A 20,709-nucleotide genomic window follows, 5' to 3' on the forward strand; every position below is an offset into this window, starting at 1 on the left:
CGCAATGAAAGACGCAATGAAGACCCGGCTGGCGGCCCTGCGCCGCCGGCTGCGGCCGCTGTGGCCGTGGTTGCGCTGGGGCACGGCCGCCACGCTGGCGCTGCTGCTGGTGCTGGATTTCGCCTTTCCGCCGCCGCTACCGAAGCAGCGCGATACCAGCACCCTGGTGGTGGCTGCCGACGGCACGCCGCTGCGCGCGTTCGCCGATGCCGAGGGCGTGTGGCGCTATCCGGCCTCGATCGACAGCGTGTCGCCGCTGTACCTGCAGGCGCTGCTGACCTACGAAGACCGCTGGTTCTGGAACCATCCGGGCATCAACCCGCTGGCGATCCTGCGTGCCAGCGGCCAGTTGCTGCGCGGTGGCCGCATCGTGTCCGGTGGCTCGACCCTGACCATGCAGGTCGCCCGCATCCTCGACCCGCATACGCGCACGCCCTGGGGAAAGCTCAAGCAGATGCTGCGCGCGGTGCAGCTGGAAGTGCATCTGAGCAAGCAGCAGATCCTGGCCCTGTATCTGGAGCGCGCGCCTTACGGCGGTACCATCGAGGGCGTGGAGGCGGCCAGCTGGGCCTATCTGGGCAAGCCGGCGGCGCAGCTGTCGCATGCCGAGGCCGCGTTGCTGGCGGTGCTGCCGCAGGCGCCAAGCCGGCTGCGCCCGGACCGCCATCCGGAAGCGGCGCAGAAGGCGCGCGACAAGGTGCTGTCACGCATGGCCGAGCTGGGTGCGTGGACACCGGAAGAAGTGGAAGACGCGCGCGTCGAGAACGTAGTGGCGCGCTCGCTGCGGCCGCCGCTGCACGCCGCACTGTTGGCGCAGCGCCTGCATTCGGCGCACCCCGGCCAGGCACGCATCCAGAGCAGCATCGACATCGGACTGCAGCGCACGCTGGAGGAACGCGTGGCCAGCTATTTCTCGACGCTGCCCGAACGCACCTCGGCCGCGCTGCTGGTGGTCGACAACCAGACCCTGCAGGCGCGTGCCTATGTCGGCACGCTGGCCTTCGGCGACCGCCAGCGGCTGGGTCACGTCGACATGGTGCAGGCCTGGCGCTCGCCGGGGTCCACGCTCAAGCCGTTCCTGTATGCGATGGCGCTGGACGATGGCCTGATCCATTCGGAGAGCCTGCTGGTCGATGCGCCGCAGAGTTTCGGCAGCTACCGTCCCGGCAACTTCGACATGGCCTTCAACGGACCGATCGGCGCTTCCAGTGCGTTGCGCCTGTCGCTCAACGTGCCCTCGGTGGACCTGCTGCAGCGGGTGGGCGCGGCGCGCTTTGCTGCGCGGCTTTCGCACTCCGGCATCCAGCTGCGTTTCCCGCCGGGCAGCACGCCCAACCTGTCGCTGATCCTGGGCGGCACCGGCGCGCGGTTGGAAGACCTGGTCGGCGCGTTCGCCGCGCTCAACCGCAATGGCATCGCCGGGCGCGTGCGTTACACCGACGATGAGCCAATGATCGAGCGGCGCCTCGCTTCGCCCGGCGCAAGCTGGATCGTCCGCGAGATGCTGGAATCGAATCCGCGGCCGGGCTATGGCGTCGGGACGTTCGATGTCGGTGGCCGCCCGCGTGTGGCGTGGAAGACCGGCACCAGTTACGGGTACCGCGATGCGTGGGCCATCGGCAGTACCCGTCACTACACAGTGGGCGTGTGGGTGGGGCGACCAGACGGCACGCCGTTGCCGGGCCAGTATGGTGCGGTTACCGCACTGCCGCTGATGTTCGAAGTGGTGGACAGCCTGCCGCGCCAGCGTGGCGATTCCGCTGCTGCGCCAATGCCGGCCAGTGTCAGCGAGGAAGACATCTGCTGGCCGACCGGCGAACGTGCCGAGGGACTGCCAGCTGCGCTCTGCCAGCGCAGGATGCAGGCCTACCTGCTGGACGGTGCAGCACCACCGACCTTCCCCGAGCGCGAGGCGCGGCGCTGGCAGCCGGGGCGGCAGCGTTACCTGGCCGATGCGCGGACCGGTCTGCGTGTCTCCGCTGATTGCCGTTTGCCGCATGAGGAAGTCGCGCGTGAGATCGCTCGCTGGCCGGCGCTGTTGTCGCCGTGGTTGTCCAAGGCCACGCGCGAGGCCTCGCAATTGCCAGCGCTATCGCCTGACTGCCGCGACGATGGGCGTGAGGCCAGTGTCGCGTTGCACATCGATGGCCTCAATGATGGCGCAGCACTTGCGCGTGCACCCAACGCCGAACATGGCGTACGCCTGCAGCTGCGCGCGCTGGGCAGCGAGCAGGCGGTGGACTGGTTGCTGGATGGACGCTGGATTGCGCAGACCCACGGCGCGCAGTTGATGCAGCGCGAGTTCGCCGATCCGGGAGCACACACCCTGACCGCTCTGGCGGCAGATGGCGCGTGGACCCAGGTACGGTTCAACGTCCTCCGGTAGGTGCCAACCTTGGTTGGCACTTCCCGTATGACTGCCACGCTGTTGTAGAGCCGAGCCCATGCTCGGCTGCTCCTTCGACGTGCATGCAGCGGTAAGCCGAGCATGGGCTCGGCTCTACAACGCGGCAGATGGCAGCGAGCGTGTGGCGTAACCGCTATTCCCCGATCCAGCCATCCAGCAGGTCGGCGAATTCGTCGGCGTGTTCTTCTTCCTGCGCCAGGATCTCTTCGAGGATGCGTTTGGTGGTGGTGTCGCGGTCGCCGATGAAGTTGATCATCTCGCGGTAGCTGTCGATGGCAATGCGTTCGGCCACCAGGTTCTCGCGCACCATGTCGCGGAGGTCGCTGCCTTCCTTGTACTCGGCGTGCGAGCGCGCGGTCAGCGTATCCGGGTTGAAATCGGGCTCGCCGCCGAGCTGGACGATGCGCTCGGCCAGCTTGCCGGCGTGTGCCTGCTCCTGCTGTGCGTGCTCCAGGAACTCGGCCTTGACCGCGTCGGCCAGCATGCCCTTGGCCATGAAAAAGTGCCTGTAGTAGCGCAGCACGCACACGTACTCGGTGGCCAACGCGTCGTTGAGCAGCTTGATCACTGCCTCGCGGTCGGCATTGTAGCTGTCGGTGATCGCACCATCTTCGATGTTGCGCCGGGCGCGTTCGCGCAGGGTCTTGCGGTCGCTGATGCCGGGAACCTTTGCGGCAGGCTTTGTGGCTTTGGCTGGCTTGCTGGACATGGCTGGCCGTTTCCTCTTGCGGTGGGGAATCAGGTGGGCAGGTGCTCCAGCACGTAATCGGCCGAAGACACTTCGAACTGGCCCGGCTGCTCGATCCAGGCCGCACGAACCACGCCATCGACCACGTAAAGGGCGAAGCGGCGCGAACGGATGCCCATGCCCGAGGCGCTGGCATCGAGCTCCAGGCCGAGCGCGCGGGTCAGTTCGGCGTTGCCGTCGGACAGCATCAGCAGGCCGTCGGGCACGCTCTGGTCGGCGGCCCAGGCCTTCATCACGAACGGGTCGTTGACGGCCATGCAGTAGACGTCGATGCCGCGCTGGCGGAATACCTGGAATGTTTCGACGTAGCCGGGCAGGTGGCGCGCCGAGCAGGTCGGGGTGAACGCGCCGGGCACGGCGAACAGCACCACCTTGCGCGCATCGAACAGCGAATGCGTATCAAGTGTTTCGATGCCCTCGCGGATGCGTTTGAGGGTCACTTCCGGAATGCGGTCGCCGACATGGATGGTCATGGGGAACTCCTTGCTGGGGCAGGCTAGTGGGCCGGATGGGACAGGGGCGTCAAGACATTGGAAAACCTGCGTGCAGGCCCCATCTTCGGGCTTTGCGGCAGGGGCTTCCAGCCACAGCGTGGCGCACGGGGATCGCAGCCGCATTGCGCAGGATCAGTCGGCCTCACCGGGGCCGCACGAGGGGCGGCGTAGCATCGCCGGCGCGTAGAATGAACCCGGGGCGGCGCCACCGGCGCGGCCGAAGCGAATCGAGGTAGCTGGATGGAATTCAAGGATTACTACGCCACCCTGGGGGTGGAACCGAGCGCGGGCGAGGCGGAGATCAAGACCGCCTACCGTCGGCTGGCACGCAAGTACCACCCGGACGTCAGCAAGGAGGCCGGGGCCGAAGACAAGTTCAAGGCGGTCAACGAGGCCTACGAGGCGCTGCGCGACCCGGAGAAGCGCGCGGCCTACGACCAGCTGCGCGCGCAGGGCTACCGCCCGGGCGAGGAATTCAACGTACCGCCGAACTACGGCGGTGCCGGTGGCTTCAACTTCGAGGAAGTGTTTGGCGGCGGTGGCCCCAATGGCGGCTTCAGCGACTTCTTCGAAAGCCTGTTCGCGCGCCAGCGTGGCGGTGGCGGCGCTGGTCCGGGGCCTGGCTTCAGCAGCCAGGGCCATGCGCCCAACCGCGATACCCGCGCCAAGCTGTCGGTACCGCTGGAGGCGGCCTACAACGGTGACAGCCTGCGCATCACCGTCAACGGCAAGCAGCTGGACGTGCGCGTGCCCAAGGGCATCCGTCCGGGCCAGGTGATCCGGCTGGCGGGGCAGGGCAACCATGGCGGCAACCTGCTGCTGGAGGTGGAGTACGCCGCGCACCCGCAGTTCGAGGTCGATGGCCGCAACATCCTCTATACGCTGCCGGTGACGCCGTGGCAGGCGGCGTTGGGGACCAGCATCAGCGTGCCGACCTTGGGCGGTGCGGTGGAGCTGAAGATTCCGGCCGATTCCGATGCCGGCCGCAAGCTGCGCCTGCGCGGTCGTGGCCTTCCCGGCAACCCGGACGGCGACCAGATCGTCGAAATCGAGATCGTGGCCCCGGCCGCGACCGACGAGGCGCAGAAGAAGGCCTACCGGAACCTGGCCAAGGCGTTCGGCGAGACGATCTGAGATGGATTCTGGTGGGTGCGGACCTGGGTCCGCACGCCTTTTGGCCGTTCAAGGCGTGCCAACCAAGGTTGGCACCTACCAAACAAGAGCGTGCCGACCAAGGTCGGCACCCACCCGCGCGGGCTCAGCCCTGCCCGGCGAACACCCGCTCCAGCACCTCGGACAGCTCATCTTCCGAGAATGGCTTGGTGATGTAGGCCTTGGCGCCCTGGCGCATGCCCCACATGCGGTCGGTGTCCTGGTCCTTGGTGGTCACCAGGATCACCGGAATGTGCCGGGTCGCCTCGTCGCGGGCGAGGGTGCGGGTGGCCTGGAAGCCATTGAGGTTGGGCATCACCACGTCCATCAGGACCAGGTCGGGCAGCTCGGCCTTGGCGGTTTCGACCCCGGCGGCGCCATCGGTGGCGGTCAGGATCTGGTGCCCGAGCTTCTCGACGATGCGCTGTATCCCCAACAGCTGCGACGGTGAGTCGTCGACGATCAGAATGCGTGCCATGTTGTTCCCCATGTAATGCCCGCAGTGTAGTGCGGGCACATTACCGGCGGGAGGGGCGCGTCTGCCGTCCGTCGCCTGCCTGCGACGTTCAGTCGATCCGCACCACCGTGCGCCCCAGCGAGCCGCCGGCCAGCATCCGCTGGAATACGGCGGGCAGGCCATCGAGGCCGACTTCGGCAGTGCAGATGCGTTCCAGGTGCTGCGGCTTCCATTCGTTGCCCAGCCGCGCCCAGACTTCCTCGCGCAGTCCGCGTGGGGCATTGGCCGAGGACACCCCCAGCAGCGAGACACCGCGCAGGATGAACGGCATCACGGTCATGTCCAGCGTCGGGCTGGCGGCCAGGCCGGCACTGACCACGCTGCCGTAGGGCACGGTCTGCGCCAGCAGGCTGGCCAGCATGTCGCCTCCGGCATTGTCGAGGCCACCGCCGAAGCGCGCCGACTGCAGCGGGCCGGTATCGGCCAGCGCGTCGCGTGGCAGTACCTCGGTGGCGCCGATGCTGCGCAGGAAATCGGCCTGGTCCTGCTTGCCGCTGACCGCGTGCACGCTGTAGCCGGCACGGCTGAAGATCGACAGCGCCAGCGCACCGACGCCGCCGCTGGCACCGGTGACTGCCAGCGGGCCGAGTTCCGGGGTCTGCCGGTTGTCCTGCATGCGCAGCAGGGCCAGCGCCGCAGTGAAGCCGGCGGTGCCCAGCACCATCGCCTCGCGCGGGGTCAGCCCGGCCGGCTGGGCGATCACCGCGCGCGATTCCAGCCGCACGTACTGGCTGTACCCGCCGTCACGGGTCTCGCTCAGCCCGCAGCCGGTGGCCAGTACTGCGTCGCCTTCACGCCAGTCCGGGTCGGTACTGGCGACCACGGTACCGGCCACGTCGATGCCGCCCACGAGCGGGAAGCGGCGCAGGATTTTCCCCTTGCCGGTACCGGCCAAGGCATCCTTGTAGTTGACCGAGGACCAGTGGGCGCGGATCAGCACCTGGCCGGGGTTGAGGTCGTCGATCCGGAGCTGGGCAAGGCCGCTGCGGTAGCCGGCGTCGTCGTTTTCGATGCGGAAGGCGGTGAACGGGGTGGTGGGGGCCATCGGCGTTGCCTGACTTCGAGGAAAACGCCACCTTACCCCGTTGCCCCCCTTTCGATCCTGCCGATCCGCCCCATCTTGTATGATCGGTGATGGTTTCACGGCTGGCGGTGCGGGAAGGGCCCGCGCCGCAGCCCAAATCTTGATGGAGCGTGCATGGCCTGGAATACACCCGGCGGCAACAAGGGCGGACAAGGCCCCGAGGACAATCGACGCGGGCCCTTCGGGTCGCGCGGCGGTGGCAATGGTGGTGGCTGGGGCGGACTGCCCGGGCCGCTGAAGGACCTGTTCGACGGTGGCATCGTGCGTTGGGTGGTGGCAGCCGTGGTGTTGCTGGTGCTGTTCTCCAGCTTCCAGCTGATCGGCGAACAGCAGCGTGGCGTGGTGCTGCGCTTCGGCCAGTTCTCGCGCATCCTGCAGCCCGGCCCGAACTTCAAGCTGCCGTGGCCGATCGAATCGGTCACCAAGGTCAATGCCACCGAGATCAAGACCTTCTCGATCCAGGTGCCGGTGCTGACCCGCGACGAGAACATCGTCAACGTCTCGCTGAACGTCCAGTACCGCATCGACGACCCGCAGCAGTACCTGTTCGGCACGGTCGATGCCAACCAGGTGCTGGAGCAGTCGGCGCAGAGCGCGGTGCGCGAAGAAGTGGGCCGCGCCGACCTCAACGCCGTGCTGAACAACCGTGGCCCGCTGGCCGTGGCTGCCGAAGAGCGCCTGCAGGCGCTGCTGAAGGCGTTCAAGACCGGCCTGACCGTGACCGGCCTGACCCTGCAGGACGCCCGTCCGCCAGAAGAGGTCAAGCCGGCCTTCGACGAGGTCAATGGCGCCCAGCAGGTCAAGGAACGCCTGATCAACGAAGCCCAGGCCTACGCCGCCAAGGTCGTGCCGGAAGCCCGAGGCCAGGCCTCGCGTGCCCGTACCACCGCCGAAGGCTACAAGCAGGCCGTGGTGTCCAAGGCCGAGGGTGACGCGCAGCGCTTCAGCCTGTTGCAGGCCCAGTACAAGGACGCTCCGGAAGTGACCCGCAAGCGCCTGTGGCTGGAGACCGTGCAGCAGGTGCTGAGCGAGAACCGCAAGGTGATCGGTGGTGATGGCCGCCAGCTGATCTACGTGCCGATGAACGGCGATACCCGTCCCACCACCTCGGCTCCGCCGGGAGTGACGAACCCGGAGGTGGTGATGCCGTCGCTGCCGGGTGCAGCGGCGGAAGCTTCCCGTGATCCGGGCCGGCCGGTGGGCCGCCCGACCGGGCGACCGAGCGGCCGTGAGGAGGGCAGCCGATGAAGAGTCCTATCTGGATCGCCGTGATCGTGGCGGTGGTGCTGGGCCTGCTCGGCTCGGTGTACGTGGTCCGTGAGGACCAGACCGCTATGGTCCTGAACCTGGGCAAGGTGGTGCGTTCGGACATCAAGCCGGGCCTGCACTTCAAGGTGCCGGTGGTGGAAACGGTGAAGGTCTTCGACCGTCGCTTCCAGGTGCTCGACACCGCCCCGGCGCGCTACTTCACCGCCGAGCAGAAGGATGTCAGCGTCGACTTCTTCGCCATCGGTTACATCTCCAACGTGGGTGACTACTTCCGTGCCACCGGCGGCGATCCGCGCATCGCCAATGCCCGCCTGGCACCGATCATCACCGACTCGCTGCGCAACCAGATCAACTCGCGCACCCTGCAGCAGCTGGTGTCCGGCGACCGCAGCGAGCTGATCGCCGAGCAGCTGAAGGGGATCAACGAGGCGGTGGCCGGCCTGGGCATGCAGATGATCGACCTGCGCATCAAGCAGGTGGACCTGCCGACCGACAGCCAGGTGATCAATGACGTGTACGAGCGCATGCGCGCCCAGCGCAAGCAGGAAGCCGCCAAGCTGCGCGCCGAGGGCGAGGAGCAGTCGCTGACCATCCGTGCCCAGGCCGACCGTGATAGCACCGTGCTGATCGCCGAGGCTGAGCGTGATGCCCAGCGCCTGCGTGGTGAAGGCGATGCCGATGCCGCCCGTATCTACGGCAAGGCCGGCTCGGCCGATCCCTCGTTCTACGCGTTCTACCGCAGCCTGGAGGCCTACCGTGGCTCCATGACCGACGGCAACGGCGTGATCGTGCTGGACAGGAACGACCCGTTCCTGCAGTACCTGAAGAACGACCGCTGAGGTCGCAGGGCACTACCCCACGGGGCCCGGCCAGACGCCGGGCCCCGTGCTTTTTCCGGAGTCCCCCCATGAAAGATCTGTTCGCCGCCGTCTGCCTGGTCGCGGTGCTGGAAGGCCTGTTCCTGTTCGTCGCCCCGTTCGCCTGGAAGCGCATGGCCGAGCGCCTGCTGGACCTGCCCAGCCCGGCCCTGCGCAGCTTCGGCGGGCTGGTGCTGCTGGCCGGCCTGAGCCTGCTGTGGTGGGTGCGGCACTGAACCCCGCCCTGTAGCGTCCGAGCCCATGCTCGGGCGGCGCCGCGCAGCGGCGGGAAGGCAGCCGAGCATGGGCTCGGCTCTACATGAGACGCCGGCCTGACCGGCCGGTGAAGCCGCCCGTCGGAAAGGTGGCACCCGACCCCGGAAACCCGGATAATGCACAAAAGCCGGACGGGCCTCCCCGTTCGGCTTTTTCCGTGTCTGGGCCTTCCATCGCCGGCTGCTCCCCGTTTGGAGCCGCCCTCCAGGTGCTGGCCAGCCCCGCCACGGTTTACCCGTCCGCGGCCCCGATGGCCGCAACATATGAGGAGCCCGTCATGGGTCAGTCTGTCGTAGTGCTTGGTGCCCAGTGGGGCGATGAAGGCAAGGGCAAGATCGTCGATCTGCTCACTGAGGAAATCGGCGCCGTCGTGCGCTTCCAGGGCGGCCACAACGCCGGCCACACTCTGGTCATCAACGGCAAGAAGACCGTCCTGCACCTGATCCCGTCGGGCATCCTGCGTGACGACGCGCTGTGCCTGATCGGCAACGGCGTGGTGATCTCGCCGGCCGCGCTGCAGAAGGAAATCGCCGAGCTGGAAGCCTCCGGCGTGGAAGTGCGTTCGCGCCTGAAGATCTCCCCGGCCGCGCCGCTGATCATGCCGTACCACATCGCCCTGGACCAGGCGCGCGAGCGCGCCGCCGGCGGCAAGGCGATCGGCACCACCGGCCGTGGCATCGGCCCGGCCTACGAAGACAAGGTGGCGCGCCGCGGCATCCGCATCGCCGACCTGCATTACCCGAAGCAGCTGGAAGAACTCCTGCGCACTGCGCTGGATTACCACAACTTCGTGCTGACCAAGTATCTGAACACCGATGCGGTCGATTTCCAGAAGACCTTCGACGAAGCGCTGGCCTTCGGCGAATACGTGCAGCCGATGAAGTCCGACGTGGCCGGCATCCTGCACGACCTGCGCAAGCAGGGTAAGCGCGTGCTGTTCGAAGGTGCGCAGGGTGCGCTGCTGGATATCGACCACGGCACCTACCCGTACGTCACCAGCTCCAACACCACCGTCGGCGGTGCACTGGCCGGTTCCGGCGTCGGCGCCGATTCGATCGACTACGTGCTGGGCATCGCCAAGGCCTACGCGACCCGTGTCGGTGGTGGCCCGTTCCCGACCGAGCTGGACGACGAAGTCGGCCAGGGCATCCGTGACCGCGGCGCCGAGTACGGTGCCTCGACCGGCCGTCCGCGTCGTTGCGGCTGGATGGACATCGTCGCGCTGAAGCGCGCCGTGGCCATCAACGGCATCAGCGGCCTGTGCATCACCAAGCTGGACGTGCTGGACGGCATGGAAAAGCTGAAGGTCTGCATCGCCTACGAATACAACGGCAAGCGCACCGAGTACGCGCCGCTGGATGCGCAGGGCTGGGAAGAGTGCACCCCGGTGTACCTGGAGTTCCCGGGTTGGAGCGAGAACACCCACGGCATCACCAACTGGGACGACCTGCCGCCGGCCGCCCGTGCCTACCTGCGTTCGCTGGAAGAGCTGGCCGGCTGCCCGATCAGCATCGTCTCCACCGGCCCGGACCGCGACCACACCATGGTCCTGCAGGATCCGTTCGCCTGAGTGAGTGACCGGTAGCGCTGGGCCATGCCTGGCGTCGCTGCAAGAAGAAGCCCCGCGAACGCGGGGCTTTTTCGTTACTGTGTCGCCAGTGCCGGCGAGGAAGCGAAGCGATGACCAGGATGTCAGCGTGAAAGGCGAGACCGTGGTGCGGATCACCCTATGGGTGTTGTGGAGCCTGTGGGGCATCGCCTGCGCGGTTCTGGCGCTCGGCGCCATCGCCAACCATCTGGCCTCGCGCACCCAGACCCTGCCGCTGCTGCTGAGCCCCGGCGCGACGGCTGAGGTGACGGTCTACCGCTTCATCGATGACCAACTGCGGCTGCGCCTGCGGTATGCCGCAGACGGTATTGAGGCTGACCCTGAAGTGCTGCTGCGCATCGATACTCCCACCGATCATGGAGACTTCCGCGCAGCAGAGCGTTCGGGAGTGGCCGGGCAGGGTGTCAACCGCAGGCTGGCATCGGTTGAGTCCAGCGGGCTCATGGCGTCCTACTTTGGATATGGCCGCGGCGATGCATTGCCACGCGGACGCTCATGGCTGCGGGTAACCGTACTGGAGGTGGACCCGGCGCTGGCGGGCAGGGCGGCCGTGATCGAGCTGCAGCCCCCACTGGACCTGCTGAAGCTGACCGACCTGGACTACGTCTGGCTGTGGCCGTTCTTCTTCTGGAAGGTGGTGGCGCTGTTCCTGCTGATTCCGGGGGCTGCCTTGGCGGTGTTCACGTTCACCTTGCGGCGCTGGCAGCGCCGGGCGTCGAAGCAGCCGATTTCAGCAGCGGATACGGGTTGATCGATTCCCCCTTCCACCACTGCTTCTCCGGCCCCAGTACGTGTACTTCGAAATGCAGGTGCGGGGCCTGCGCGCTGGCATTACCGGTGCTGCCCACATAACCAATCACATCCCCGCGTTTGATCACCTGCTTTTCGCTCAGGCCATCGGCATAGCGCTGCAGGTGCGCGTAGTAGTAGCACCAGCGTCCGCTGGGCTCGAACTGGTAGATGGTCAGCCCACCGCGCTTGCTGTCGAACAGTTTCTCCACCGTGCCGTCGGCCACCGCGAGTACCGGCGTCCCGGCATCGGCCATGATGTCGATTGCATCGTGCACGCGGCCCTCGCTGCGTGCATCGGTGAAGGTGTCGCGCAACTGCGAGGGAAGTACGCCTTGCACCGGCAGCAGCAGACCGTCCGGTGCTGCGTCGACGCTGGCCGGCAGCGACGCGCGTGGTGTAGCCGCTTCCGCCGTCGGCGTTGCCATCACGGTGAGCGGCGTTGCAGGCGTGGACACCGCCGTAGTTTCAGCGGCATCGCGGCGCAGCCACCAGCCCAGCCCCAGTCCCAGCACTACACCGATCACGATCAGCTGCGAAAGACGCATCGGCTCACTCCTGCATCACCACGGGGACGGAGGTATCCACCGCATCGGCCACGCGCAGCGCATCCCAGTTGGTCATGCGCACGCAGCCATGCGATTCGGTCTTGCCCACGTGGCTGGGTTCGGGCGTGCCGTGCAGGCCGTAATGCGGCTTGGACAGGTCGATCCAGACCCGGCCCACGGGATTGTTCGGGCCGGGCGGCAGCGTGGCCTTCTTCTCGCCCTTGCGCGCATCCCAGAACAGCTTGGGGTTGTAGTGGAACGGCGGGTCGCGATAGACGCCGAGAATCTTCCATTCGCCGATCGGCAGCGGATCGTGCTGGCTGCCCGAAGACACCGGTACCTGCGCGATCACCTTGCCTGCTGCATCGAGCAGTTGCAGAGTGGAATCGGATTTGTCGACCACCACCTTGGCCGCCTTCGGCAGCGGCGCCGGGGTGATGTTCGGCACCTGGATGCGGCTGCCGGCCATGCCCAGGTCGACGCCGGGGTTGAGCGCCTTCAGCAGTTCCGGCGAGGCATGGAAGCGCTCGCCGAGCGATTCCTCCACGCTGCCGTAGCCCAGCGCCTTCAGCTTGGCCTGTGCGGCCGGCCCTTTCGGAACCGGCTGGAACGGGCCGGCCACGTCCTCGGCGGTCAACGTGTAAGTGGCAAGCGGTGTGGTCGCATCGGCCTGCAGTGCTTTCCAGGTGGCATCGTCCAGCTCTCCGCTCACTGTCAGGCCGTGGGCCGCCTGGAAGCCTGCCACGGCCCGGCGCTGATTGCTGCCGACTTCACCGTCGATCTCGCCCGGGGAGAAATTGGCGCGATCCAGAAGCACCTGGGCGTGCAGTGGCGAGCGCGCCGCGGTATCGGGTCCGGCCTTCTCGGCAATGGGCTCCGGCAGCTGGACCGGCGGCGGCACCTGCGCGAAGGCGGGGGACATCAGCAAGGACAGGGCGAGCAGGGCGGGGCGACATACGGGCATGGAGATCTCCGGCAGATGGCAGCTCCACCCTGCCCGGAGAGGCTGCGCAGCCCCCGTGAAAGCAACCTGATGCCGGCATGAGCAGTGCGGTCCCGGCGTGGCCCCGGCCCTTGTCGCAGAAGCGCCGTGCGTGGCATCACCAAGGTGAACGGCTGCCGACGCCCGTGCACGTTGCCGATCAAGAATGCCGGCGGCGCGGCCGATAGGGGCGCATCCCCCCGTTTTGGATGTACCGATGAACTACTTGAGGAATGTCAGGGTTGCCTGGCGTCTTGGGCTGGGCTTTGGCCTGCTGTTGTTGCTGGTTGCCGCCGTGGTGGCCACCGGCGCCACCGCCAGTGTCGTGCAGAAGCGCGCGATGCAGCAGGTGGTCGACGTCAGCGTGGCCAAGGTGCGCCTGTTGTCGCAGATGCTCGATGCCAACAACCAGATGATGGTGGTGCGCCGCGAGATGCTGATCCGTCAGGGCGAAGACCGCGGCAGCGACGAGCAGCGCATCGCCGATCTGGTCAAGCGCTATGAGGCCAGCTGGACCAGCTACCAGGCACTGCCCAGCGACGCCGACGGCAAGGCCATTGCCGAAGCCATCGCGGCCAAGCGTGCCATTGCGCGCCCGCTCAACAAGCAGACCAGCGAACTGATGGAGCAGGGCGATTATCCCGGCGCGGTGGCGCTGACCCTGGGCCCGGTCCAGGAAGCGGCCAATGGCTGGAACAAGGCGCTGTCCGATGGCGTGGACTTCGAAGAGAAGGAAAGCCGCGATGCGGCCGCCGAGGCGATCCGCCTGGGCGAGCGCAGCCTGCTGCAGCTGCTGGTGCTGGGCGGCGTCGCGCTGCTGGTGGGCATCGGTGCCTCGGTGATGATCGGCCGCAGCCTGACCGGGCCGCTGGCGCGTGCGGTGAACCTGGCCGAGCGCCTGTCCAAGGGCCAGCTGGACCAGGAATTCCGCCTGGGTGGGCGTGATGAACTAACCCAGCTGGGCGAAGCGATGGCCAGCGTGCGGCAGAGCGTGCAGGCGGCGATCGGCGCGCAGCTGCAGATGGCCGAGCAGCATGAGGCCGGCGCGATCCGCTATCGCATGGACGCCAGTGCGTTCCCCGGTGATTTCGGGCGCATGGTGCAGGCCACCAACAGCCTGGTGGAGTCGCACGTGCAGGTGGAACTGCTGATGGCTGAGGTGATGCAACGTTACGCCATCGGTGACCTCAGCCGCGACCTGCCGGACTACCCGGGCGAGAAGGGCACGCTGACCCGCACCCTGGCTGCGGTGAAGCAGAGCCTGATGGCGATCAACGCGCAGATCGATGAACTGGCCCGCGCCGCGCGTGCCGGTGACTTCAGCATGCGTGGCGATGCCACTGGGTTCCAGTTCCAGTTCAAGGCGATGGTCGAGCACCTCAACGGCATGATGGCCAGTTCGCAGGCCAGCATCGCCGATGTCTCCGACGTGCTGCGCGCGATCTCGCACGGCGACCTGACCGCACGCATGGATGGCGAGTACGACGGCGTGTTCGCCCGCATGCGCGACGACGCCAACACCACCACCGCGCAGCTGACCGGCATCGTGCGGGGCATCCAGGTGGCCGCCGACAGCATCAACAACGCTGCGCAGGAACTGGCTGCCGGCAACAACGACCTGTCGCGCCGCACCGAGCATCAGGCCGCCAACCTGGAAGAAGCGGCTGCGTCGATGGAGGAACTGACCTCCACCGTGCGCCAGAACGCCGAGCTGGCACGTCAGGCCGACAGCGAAGCGCATGCCGCCGGTGCCGCGGTGCGCGAGACCGAGCAGGCGATGGCACAGATGGCATCGGTCATGGGCGAGATCGATCAGTCGTCGGCTCGCATCTCGGAGATCTCCACGGTGATTGACGGCATCGCGTTCCAGACCAACATCCTGGCGTTGAATGCTGCAGTGGAAGCTGCGCGCGCAGGCGAGCAGGGCCGTGGTTTTGCCGTGGTCGCCAGTGAAGTGCGCACGCTCGCGCAGCGTGCCGGTGTCGCCGCCAAGGAGATCAAGGAGCTGATCGAAGACGCCGCTGCCAAGGTAAAGAGTGGCCTGGCGGTGACCGTTGAATCGGAGGCCGCGATCGCGCGCGTGGCCCAGGCCAGCTCGCGCACCACCCAGCTGATGAGCGACATCGCAGCGGCCAGCAAGGAACAGGCCGCCGGCATCGAGCAGGTCAACCAGGTGGTGGTGCAGATGGACCAGGTGACCCAGCAGAACGCCGCGCTTGTGGAAGAAGCCACTGCGGCGAGCCGCGCGCTGGAAGAACAGGCGCATGCACTGACCACGTCGGTGGCGGTATTCAAGGTAGAAGGCGCGGCGGTCTCTGCTGTGCCCCGTCGCGCAGCCTGAGCGGGCAGTGCAGCGACAGGAATACGGCCGCCTTGAGCGGCCGTATTTCGCTGGAAGGAGCCCGTCTACTGCTGAAGGCCGTGCTGACGCAGCCGAAGTTGCCGCATGGATGAGGACGCTCCCCCCCCTGACCGACGCTTCAGGCGCGCGCACGCGTACGCGTACGCGCAGCTTTCTTCGCCGCCGCCTTGCGCACGGTCTTCTTCGCGGCCCGCGTCTTGGCTGCCTTCTTTGCGGCGGCGCTCCGCGAGGCGGCCGTACCCGTCTTCCTGGCCGCAGCCTTCTTCGCCGTCTTCTTTGTGGCCTTCTTTGTCGCGGTCTTGCGAGCCGGTGCCTTCTTCGCCACCGCCTTCTTCGCAGGTGCCTTCTTCGCTGCCGTCGCCTTGGTCGTGGCCTTCTTTGTGGCCGACTTCCTGGCAGGCGCCTTCTTGGCAGCCTTCTTGCTGGTCGCCTTCTTCGCGCCCTTGCGGGCACTGCCGCTACGTTTGCCTCCACCGTCCTGCTTGTTCACGGTGGCCCAGGCAATGCGCTCGGCGGTGCCTTCACTCGCGCCGCGATCACGTTCGCTTTCCTCGATGTGCTCGGCCTGGCGCTTCTGTTTCTCGGTATATGCGGATTTGTCACCACGGGGCATGACGGATCTCCTGTCGTAGTAGTCAGGCCAGCAGGCGCAGCTTCGGTTCACGCGCCCATTGGCGGGTGGCGGCCGCCGCCAGGAAGGCCTTGGCGTCTTCCGCTTCGACGATGCCGGCATCGTTGCCGACCCGCGCCGCCTTCAGCAGCGTCTGGCCGCCTGCGTCGCTGGCGATGGCCTTCAGGTGCGCCCACGCCTGGCTGACGAATTCGACGGCTGCACTCTCTTTCGACAAGGCCTTCGCGGCTTCCGGGCTGAGCACCACGGCCACCGCATCGAACACAGCCGATGGCGTGCCCGCCAGTTGCCCATCCGCCGTCTGCATCGCCCCATCGCTCAGCGTGGCGCCGCCTACTTTGGGCGCGACCAGCTTTACGTCTGCACCCGCCTTCCGGGCCGCTTTGCTCAGGCTGGCCATCACGCGCGCGTCGGAGCCCTCATCAAACAGGATGCCGATGCTGCGCCCTTGCAGGGTGGGCTTGTTGCGCCCGATCACGCGCACCTCGGGAGCGGCAGGCATGTCCTGCACCGGCGTGGCGGTCGGCGCGGGGTCGGGCAGTGCAGGCAACGCGAGCCCATCAGCTACGCGCTGCGCCAGTGATTCGTCGATGTTGCGCAGGTGGCTGACGGTACGCTCCCGCACCTTCAGCGTTTCCACCTTGGACAACTCGAACACCAGCGCCGATGCCAGGTGCGCCTGCTCCGGCTTTTCCAGGCTCCGGAAGAACATGCGGGCCTGGCTGTAGTGGTCGGCGAAACTCTCCGCGCGGGTGCGACCCTTGCGACCATCGTCGGCGCTGGCATGGCTGCGGAATCCGGCAGGCGTCTCGCGCGGGGTGTCCTCCTGCAGCGAACTGGGATCGTAGGCCACCCGGCCCTTGGGCACCTGCATCTGCATGTGGCCGTCGCGCTGATGATTGGCAAACGGGCACTTGGGCGCATTCACCGGGATCTGGTGGAAGTTCGGGCCGCCCAGGCGCAGCAGCTGGGTGTCCAGATAGGAGAACAGGCGCCCCTGCAGCAGCGGGTCGTTGCTGAAGTCGATGCCCGGCGGCACGTTGGCCGGGCAGAACGCCACCTGTTCGGTCTCGGCGAAGAAGTTGTCCGGCCAGCGGTCCAGCACCATGCGCCCGATGACCTGCAACGGCACCAGCGATTCGGGAATGATCTTGGTCGGGTCCAGATGATCGAACGGGAATGCGTCGGCCTCTTCTTCAGTAAACAGCTGCACTCCCAGTTCCCATTCGGGAAAGTCGCCGCGCTGGATGGCCTCGAACAGGTCGCGGCGATGGAAGTCATTGTCGGCCGACTGCAGTTTCAACGCTTCGTCCCAGACCGTGGACTGGATACCCAGCTTGGGCCGCCAGTGGAACTTGACGAAGGTCGACTCTCCCGCCTCGTTCAGCAGGCGGAAGCTGTGCACACCGAAGCCTTCGATCATCCGCAGCGAACGCGGTATGGCGCGGTCGCTCATCGCCCACATGATCATGTGCATCGACTCGGGCATGAGCGAGATGAAATCCCAGAAGGTGTCGTGGGCCGTGGCGGCCTGCGGAAACGCACGGTCCGGTTCCATCTTCACTGCGTGCACCAGGTCCGGGAATTTCATGGCGTCCTGGATGAAGAACACCGGAATGTTGTTGCCAACCAGATCCCAGTTGCCCTCCTTGATATAGAACTTGACCGCGAAGCCGCGCACATCGCGGGGGGTATCCACCGAGCCCGCGCCGCCGGCTACCGTCGAGAAACGGGTGAACACGGGCGTCCTGACGCCTACCTCGGTCAGGATGCGCGCGCGGGTATGGGCGGCCAGTGACCGGGTCAGCTCGAAGTAGCCGTGTGCTGCGCTGCCACGTGCGTGCACGATGCGCTCGGGAATGCGTTCGTGATCGAAGTGGGTGATCTTCTCGCGCAGGATGAAGTCCTCCAGCAGCGTGGGCCCTCGGGGCCCCTGCCGCAGGGAGTTCTGGTTGTCCGCCACCGGGATGCCCTGATCGGTGGTCATCACCGGATGGGTGCCCCCGGCCTGCTGGTGCAGTTCATCGCCATCGCCCCGGCGGTGGTTTTCGGCAGGGGCGGTTGCGCGCTTGCCGGTCGGCTTGCTGGCGGCCATTGACGTTGGCTCCGGATCATCAGAAGGAACCACGACACTGGAACCAGCCCCGTTAAACCGAGGTCCGGCAGAGGTGAACGTACAGGCAAAAGCAGGCTCGGGTATGCTTGCTGCATGCGAGTCGAGCCCGCCGACATCGAAGCCCTGTTCGACGCCATCCCGGATGTGCTGTTTTTCATCAAGGACCTTCAGGGGCGTTACACCCACGTCAACCAGACCATGCTGCGGCGGCTGGGCCTGCGCGCGCGCAAGGACGTGATCGGGCGTACCGCGGCCGAGATCTACCCGACCGGGCTCAGTGCGGACTACGTCGACCAGGATGCCCGCGTGCTGTCCGGCGAGGTGATCGAGAACCTGATGGAGCTGCACCTGTTCGCCAACCGCGAACCGGGCTGGTGCCTGACCTGCAAGCGCCCGCTGGTGGTCGATGGGGCCATCGAGGGCCTGATCGGCATTTCCCGCGACCTCGGCCAGAAGGACAGCCTCGGTACCCAGTACGAGCAGCTACGGCTGGCCCTGGCCCACCTCAATGCGCACTACGCCGAGAACGTGCGCATGCAGACCCTGCTGGACATCACCGGCTTTTCGCTGTCCAAGCTGGAGCGTAGCTTCCGCAAGGTGTTCCAGATGACCCCGCAGCAGGTGCTGACCCGGCTGCGGATCCAGATGGCCATGCACCTGCTGCACGGCGACGACAGCATCGCCTGCATCGGCCAGGCCTGCGGTTTCAGCGACCAGAGCGCCTTTACCCGCAAGTTCAAGGCTGAAACCGGTTTCTCGCCGCGCGCCTACCGCGCCCGCATCGGCGGCAGTGTCGGCGAGCCCGCGCTGGCCTGAGCCGCCTGCTGCGCTGTGCCTATCCCCGCAGGCATGGGACAGGGTAAGGTGTCGCCCCTGTAGCCCGCCGCCAGCCCTGCCGATGCCCAACTCGATTCCGACTGCTTCGCCGTCCCGCCTCGGACATTCGCTCAAGCCCCGCCAGTTGATCATGATGGGCCTGGGCAGCGCCATCGGCGCTGGCCTGTTCCTCGGCTCGGGCGTGGGTGTGCAGGCGGCCGGCCCGGCGGTTCTGGTGTCGTATCTGGTGGCCGGCGCGCTGGTGATCATCGTGATGAACGCACTGGGCGAGATGGCGGCGGCCAAACCGACCAGCGGCGCGTTCTCGGTGTATGCAGCCGACGCCATGGGCGCCACCGCCGGCGCCACGGTCGGCTGGTTGTGGTGGGTGCAGCTGGTGATCGTAATCGCCGCCGAGGCGGTGGGCGCGGCCGGGTTGCTGGCCACGGTCTGGCCTGCGGTGCCGGTACCGATGGCAGCGTTGGCCTTCATGCTGTTCTTCACCGCAATCAACCTGCTCGGGGTGAAGAACTTCGGCGAGTTCGAATTCTGGTTCGCCATCCTCAAGGTCGCGGCGATCCTGGCCTTCATCGCCATCGGCGTGGCGCTGCTGATGGGCTGGCTGCCGCAGGTGACCTCGCCGGGCCTGAGCAACTTCACCGAACACGGCGGCTTCGCACCCAAGGGTCTGGCCGGTATCGGTGCCGCGCTGCTGGTGGTGGTCTTCGCCTTCGGTGGTACCGAGATCGTGGCCGTTGCGGCGGCGGAGACCGAAGATCCGGAGCGCAGCATCGCCCGTGCCATCCGCACCGTGGCGTGGCGCATCCTGGTGTTCTACATCGGCTCGCTGAGCGTGATCATCGCCGTAGTGCCGTGGACCAGCGAGGCGCTGAAGTCGCCGTTCGCCGCCGTGCTGGATATCGCCCGTATTCCGGGTGCCGGCACTGCCATCACCCTGATCGCGGTGATCGCGCTGCTGTCGGCGCTCAATGCCAACCTCTACGGCGCCTCGCGCATGATGTACTCGCTGGCGCAGCGCCGTGAAGCGCCGGCCGTACTGGGCTGGACCGATCCGCGCCAGGTGCCGGTGATCGCCGTGCTGGCCAGCGTGCTGTTCGGCTTCGCCGCCACCGTGATGGAACTGCTGTTTCCGGACCGGGTGCTGCCGGTACTGCTGAACATCGTCGGTTCCACCTGCCTGCTGGTGTGGACGCTGTCGCTGGTCTCGCAGCTGGTGCTGCGCCGCCGCGCCGATCGCCTGGGCACTCGCCTGCCGTTCCGCATGGCCGGTTTCCCGTGGCTGACCTGCTGCGCGCTGGCGATCCTGGCGCTGATCTTCGGCCTGCTGCTGAGCGAGGCGCACACCCGCCTGCAGTTCCTGTCGATGGTGGCGCTGACCGCCACGATCGCCGCTGGCAGCGCCATCGCGCGGCGCATGCGCGAGGCGTGATTCTGTAGAGCCGACCCACGGTCGGCTGCTGTTCGCGTGGCCGCCAGCCGAGCATGGGCTCGGCTCTACAACAGGCATACATCCGCCGTGCCATCCTGATCGCGTGGGCCGCCAGCGGCCCGTCGACCGGGAGTACCGCATGCTGCGCAGCCGTCCTTTCCTGATGTTCACCGGCCAGGCCGAGGCCGCCCTGGCCCTGTACGCCGAAGCCTTCGCCGATTTCCGCCTGCTGGCCCTGCAGCGCCACCCCGAGGGCGCCGGTGCCGGTGTGCCCGGGCAGGTCCGCCAGGCCATCTTCCTGCTGGGCGGCACCCACTACCTGTGCTTTGACAGCCTGGACGTGCACGACTTCACCTTCAGCCCGTCGATCTCGCTGTTCGTCGAGTGTTCCGGTGCCGAGCAGTTCGAGCGCGCCGCGCGTGTGCTGGGCGAGGGCGGCCACTGGTTGATGCCGGTGGGCGACTATGACTTCAGCAACCGCTACGGCTGGGTGCAGGATCGCTTCGGCGTGTCGTGGCAGTTGAGCCTGGGGCAGATGCCGGACCCGTGATCGGATGTTTGTGGGTGTGGACTTTGGTCCACACACCCTCATGAAAACGGCC

At 67.1% G+C, this 20,709-nt stretch carries 19 protein-coding genes; 11 read left to right on the top strand and 8 right to left on the bottom strand.

Annotated elements, in window-relative coordinates:
- Positions 1-4 precede the first annotated feature (4 nt).
- A complete protein-coding gene (gene pbpC / locus N5D20_RS21205) occupies positions 5-2,386 on the top strand; it encodes a penicillin-binding protein 1C (RefSeq protein WP_197579294.1) in 2,382 nt (793 codons plus the stop codon).
- A gap of 154 nt (positions 2,387-2,540) precedes the next feature.
- Here the strand turns inward: pbpC and N5D20_RS21210 are convergent, their stop codons facing one another.
- Together N5D20_RS21210 and N5D20_RS21215 are read right to left on the bottom strand one after the other, a co-directional pair.
- Complete coding sequence (locus N5D20_RS21210) at positions 2,541-3,116, bottom strand: ferritin-like domain-containing protein (protein WP_010482780.1); 576 nt, start codon at positions 3,114-3,116, stop codon at positions 2,541-2,543.
- Positions 3,117-3,145: 29 nt separating this feature from the next.
- Complete coding sequence (locus tag N5D20_RS21215; protein ID WP_197579293.1) at positions 3,146-3,628, bottom strand: peroxiredoxin; 483 nt, start codon at positions 3,626-3,628, stop codon at positions 3,146-3,148.
- Positions 3,629-3,889: 261 nt separating this feature from the next.
- Between N5D20_RS21215 and N5D20_RS21220 the strand changes: the two genes are divergently transcribed.
- The gene (locus N5D20_RS21220) at positions 3,890-4,783 is read left to right on the top strand and encodes a DnaJ C-terminal domain-containing protein (RefSeq protein WP_043399085.1); all 894 of its coding nucleotides are present in this window, start codon (positions 3,890-3,892) and stop codon (positions 4,781-4,783) included.
- Positions 4,784-4,907: 124 nt separating this feature from the next.
- Here the strand turns inward: N5D20_RS21220 and pilH are convergent, their stop codons facing one another.
- Complete coding sequence (gene pilH / locus N5D20_RS21225; protein ID WP_005410644.1) at positions 4,908-5,279, bottom strand: twitching motility response regulator PilH; 372 nt, start codon at positions 5,277-5,279, stop codon at positions 4,908-4,910.
- Positions 5,280-5,367: 88 nt separating this feature from the next.
- Positions 5,368-6,363, bottom strand: a complete 996-nt coding sequence (locus tag N5D20_RS21230) for a YhdH/YhfP family quinone oxidoreductase (RefSeq protein WP_197579292.1) — start codon at positions 6,361-6,363, stop codon at positions 5,368-5,370.
- A gap of 153 nt (positions 6,364-6,516) precedes the next feature.
- Here N5D20_RS21230 and hflK point away from each other — a divergent pair, with 153 nt between their 5' ends.
- From hflK to N5D20_RS21255, 5 genes are all read left to right on the top strand, one after another.
- Positions 6,517-7,650: an FtsH protease activity modulator HflK gene (gene hflK / locus N5D20_RS21235; protein WP_049435269.1), complete on the top strand. Its 1,134-nt coding sequence runs from the start codon at positions 6,517-6,519 to the stop codon at positions 7,648-7,650.
- A complete protein-coding gene (locus tag N5D20_RS21240) occupies positions 7,647-8,510 on the top strand; it encodes a protease modulator HflC (RefSeq protein ID WP_197579291.1) in 864 nt (287 codons plus the stop codon). Before hflK ends, N5D20_RS21240 begins: the two co-directional genes overlap by 4 nt.
- A gap of 68 nt (positions 8,511-8,578) precedes the next feature.
- Positions 8,579-8,764, top strand: coding sequence for a DUF2065 family protein (locus N5D20_RS21245; protein WP_005414170.1), 186 nt, complete (start codon positions 8,579-8,581; stop codon positions 8,762-8,764).
- 317 nt (positions 8,765-9,081) lie between these two features.
- The gene (locus N5D20_RS21250) at positions 9,082-10,374 is read left to right on the top strand and encodes an adenylosuccinate synthase (protein ID WP_005410639.1); all 1,293 of its coding nucleotides are present in this window, start codon (positions 9,082-9,084) and stop codon (positions 10,372-10,374) included.
- Positions 10,375-10,501: 127 nt separating this feature from the next.
- Positions 10,502-11,164 carry a hypothetical protein gene (locus N5D20_RS21255; protein WP_197579290.1) on the top strand — a complete coding sequence of 221 codons (663 nt, stop codon included), beginning with the start codon at positions 10,502-10,504 and terminating at the stop codon, positions 11,162-11,164.
- Here N5D20_RS21255 and N5D20_RS21260 read toward each other — a convergent pair.
- Both N5D20_RS21260 and N5D20_RS21265 read right to left on the bottom strand, forming a co-directional pair.
- Positions 11,100-11,750, bottom strand: a complete 651-nt coding sequence (locus N5D20_RS21260) for a M23 family metallopeptidase (RefSeq protein WP_054172316.1) — start codon at positions 11,748-11,750, stop codon at positions 11,100-11,102. The two genes, N5D20_RS21255 and N5D20_RS21260, sit on opposite strands and share 65 nt — an antisense overlap.
- Positions 11,751-11,754: 4 nt before the next feature.
- Positions 11,755-12,714: a L,D-transpeptidase family protein gene (locus N5D20_RS21265; RefSeq protein ID WP_197579289.1), complete on the bottom strand. Its 960-nt coding sequence runs from the start codon at positions 12,712-12,714 to the stop codon at positions 11,755-11,757.
- Between the two features lie 235 nt (positions 12,715-12,949).
- Between N5D20_RS21265 and N5D20_RS21270 the strand changes: the two genes are divergently transcribed.
- Positions 12,950-15,073, top strand: a complete 2,124-nt coding sequence (locus N5D20_RS21270) for a methyl-accepting chemotaxis protein (RefSeq protein WP_279914975.1) — start codon at positions 12,950-12,952, stop codon at positions 15,071-15,073.
- A gap of 139 nt (positions 15,074-15,212) precedes the next feature.
- Here N5D20_RS21270 and N5D20_RS21275 read toward each other — a convergent pair whose 3' ends face one another.
- Positions 15,213-15,707: a hypothetical protein gene (locus N5D20_RS21275; protein WP_010482792.1), complete on the bottom strand. Its 495-nt coding sequence runs from the start codon at positions 15,705-15,707 to the stop codon at positions 15,213-15,215.
- A 22-nt stretch (positions 15,708-15,729) separates the two neighbouring features.
- Positions 15,730-17,820 carry a catalase gene (locus N5D20_RS21280; protein WP_197579287.1) on the bottom strand — a complete coding sequence of 697 codons (2,091 nt, stop codon included), beginning with the start codon at positions 17,818-17,820 and terminating at the stop codon, positions 15,730-15,732.
- A 114-nt stretch (positions 17,821-17,934) separates the two neighbouring features.
- Between N5D20_RS21280 and N5D20_RS21285 the strand changes: the two genes are divergently transcribed.
- The 3 genes from N5D20_RS21285 to N5D20_RS21295 all read left to right on the top strand — a co-directional run bounded on the left by N5D20_RS21285 (position 17,935) and on the right by N5D20_RS21295 (position 20,657).
- Entirely contained in the window at positions 17,935-18,657 is a 723-nt protein-coding gene (locus N5D20_RS21285; RefSeq protein WP_043399063.1) for an AraC family transcriptional regulator, read from the top strand.
- 82 nt (positions 18,658-18,739) lie between these two features.
- Positions 18,740-20,107, top strand: a complete 1,368-nt coding sequence (locus N5D20_RS21290; RefSeq protein ID WP_043399061.1) for an amino acid permease — start codon at positions 18,740-18,742, stop codon at positions 20,105-20,107.
- Between the two features lie 139 nt (positions 20,108-20,246).
- Positions 20,247-20,657: a VOC family protein gene (locus tag N5D20_RS21295; RefSeq protein ID WP_005418291.1), complete on the top strand. Its 411-nt coding sequence runs from the start codon at positions 20,247-20,249 to the stop codon at positions 20,655-20,657.
- The last annotated feature ends 52 nt before the right edge of the window (positions 20,658-20,709 follow it).

It is taken from the genome of Stenotrophomonas sp. GD03877 (assembly GCF_029840555.1).
In the GTDB taxonomy this organism is placed as follows: domain Bacteria; phylum Pseudomonadota; class Gammaproteobacteria; order Xanthomonadales; family Xanthomonadaceae; genus Stenotrophomonas; species Stenotrophomonas geniculata.